Annotated in this window: 2 protein-coding genes and 1 pseudogene; 2 read left to right on the forward strand and 1 reads right to left on the reverse strand. The window is 70.8% G+C overall.

All coding sequences use genetic code 11. From position 1 onward, the window contains the following. Positions 1 to 1,104: pseudogene (locus G3N98_RS39060) on the forward strand (MFS transporter); the annotation flags it as partial. A 27-nt stretch (positions 1,105 to 1,131) separates the two neighbouring features. Here the strand turns inward: G3N98_RS39060 and G3N98_RS39065 are convergent. Next, the gene (locus G3N98_RS39065) at positions 1,132 to 1,584 is read right to left on the reverse strand and encodes a helix-turn-helix domain-containing protein (RefSeq protein WP_206151103.1); all 453 of its coding nucleotides are present in this window, start codon (positions 1,582 to 1,584) and stop codon (positions 1,132 to 1,134) included. A gap of 154 nt (positions 1,585 to 1,738) precedes the next feature. Here G3N98_RS39065 and G3N98_RS39070 point away from each other — a divergent pair. Further along, positions 1,739 to 2,202, forward strand: a 464-nt coding sequence (locus G3N98_RS39070) for an MFS transporter (RefSeq protein WP_206151104.1), incomplete at its 3' end; no start/stop codon positions are given.

The following is a 2,202-nucleotide window of genomic DNA, read 5'->3' on the forward strand; positions in this document are numbered from 1 at the left end:
TAGGGCGTCGGCGCCGCGGCGATGCTGCCCAATTCGCTCGCGCTGCTCAACGACGCATGCCGGCACGACCCGCGCCTGCGGGCGCGCGCCGTGGGCGGGTGGACGGCGGCCGGCTCGATTTCGATCGCCGCCGGCCCGGTGGTGGGCGGCGTGCTGATCGCGGCATGGGGCTGGCGCGGCATCTTCCTTGTGAACCTGCCACTGTGTGCAGCCGGGCTGGCGGCTGCCTTTGCATGGATCCCCGCGCGCCGTGCGGCGGCGGCGCCGGCCGCGCCCTCCCGCTCCATCCGCGCACTCGACCTGCGCGGCCAGTTCATCGCAATCGCGATGCTGACCGCGCTGACCGGCGCCGTGATCGAATGGCGGCCGCTCGGCTTCACGCATCCGGTCGTCGCCGGCGGCTTCGCGATGGCCGCCCTCGCCGCGCTCGCGTTCGTCGCGGTGGAAGCGCGCACGGCCACGCCGATGCTGCCGCTCTCGCTGTTCCGCCATCGCACCTTCAGCGCGGCCGTGCTGTTCGGGATCTGCGTGAACCTCACGTACTACGGCACCGTGTTCGTGCTCGCGCTGTACCTGCAGCGCGCACGCGGCGAAACGGCGTTGCAGGCGGGCCTTGCGTTCCTGCCGCTGACCGGCGGCTTCCTGCTGTCGAACCTCGCCAGCGGTCGTGTCGTGGCGCGTCACGGCCCGCGGGCGCCGATGCTAGCGGGCGCGCTCGTCGCCGCGCTCGGCTACGGGTCACTGCATTTCATCGGCGCGTCGACACCGCTGGCCGCCCTGCTCGTGCCGTTCCTGCTGATTCCGACGGGCATGGGTTTCGCGGTGCCGGCGATGACGACCGCCGTGCTCGCGTCGGTCGCGCCCGAACGGGCCGGCATCGCGTCGGCCGTGCTGAATACCGCGCGGCAGGCCGGCGGCGCGATGGGCGTGGCTGCGTTCGGCGCGCTCGCCGGCGGTGGCGGCGCGGCGCAGGTCGTGGACGGGTTGCGGATCGAAACGGCCGTGTCGGTCGCGCTGCTCATCACCGCCGCGCTGCTCGCGACGCGGGTGCGGCCCGATGCGCATCGCGGCGCGTCGTCCACGCGTCAGGTCGTCAGGTCGTGACGGCGGCCGATTGAACTACGGGTGCGGTCACGCGTCACCGACCTTCCTCACGACCGTCTCGGCCGCCTTCAAAGGCCGGCCGTCGTCATGCCGCAGCGCGAGCTTGCGGATCGTACGCCCCGTGCTGCGGTCGACCAGCACCGAATGCGGCTCGCCGCGCGCGAACAGGTTCGCCTCGCCCCACTGCCGCAACATCACGATCACCGGAAACAGCCCTTCGCCCTTTTTGGTGAGCGCGTATTCCTGATACGCGGTGCCGTCGGATGCCGGCACGACTTCGAACACGCCGGCGTCCACCAGCATCTTCAGCCGGTCGGACAGGATGTTGCTCGCGACGCCGAGGCTCGCGCGGAAATCGCCGAACCGGCGCACGCCGTCGAACGCATCGCGCACGATCAGCAACGCCCAGCGATCGCCGACGATATCGGTCGCCCGCGCCACCGGGCACGGCGAATCCGCAAGACTTTTCTGCCTGGCCATGTTCCTCTCCGCAATCTTGCCGGCCGCCTTCGCGGCAACACCGGCCATCCGTGCGCGGACCGCTCGCCCGCCGCATAACAAGTTGCATTTTAAAACTACTTTTCCTACACTCCATACCCGTTTCAATTTGCAACTACTTTGCACGAGGGAACCGATGGAGTCTTCCTGTCATTCCGGCACCGTTGCATCGACCGCGCCGACACATGCCGCGCATCCGGCCGACGGCGGCCGCCTGTCCGCGGCGCGCGTCGCGTTGCTCGCCGTTTGCTGCGCGGCCAGTGTCGCGAACGTCTACTATGCGCAGCCGCTGCTCGATTCGATCGCGCGGGATTTCGGCGTGTCGCAGGCGGCCGTCGGCGGCGTGATCACCGCGACGCAGCTCGGCTGTGGGCTCGCGCTGCTGTTCGTCGTGCCGCTCGGCGACCTGCTGAACCGCAAGCGCCTGATCACCGCGCAGCTTCTGCTGCTGACGGCGGCCTGCATCGGCGTCGCCGCCTCGTCGACGCGCGTCGCGCTGCTGGCCGGGATGGTCGCGGTCGGGCTGCTCGGCACCGCGATGACGCAAGGGCTGATCGCGTGCTCGGCCGCGCTCGCGGGCGCCGGCGAACGCGGGCGCGT

Origin of the sequence: Burkholderia sp. Tr-20390, from assembly GCF_017104595.1 — a bacterium.
GTDB lineage: Bacteria > Pseudomonadota > Gammaproteobacteria > Burkholderiales > Burkholderiaceae > Burkholderia.

Bases quoted from the DNA above. Each gene is read 5' to 3' on its own strand.
- G3N98_RS39065 (WP_206151103.1), bottom strand. From the start codon at position 1,584: ATGGCCAGGCAGAAAAGTCTTGCGGATTCGCCGTGCCCGGTGGCGCGG.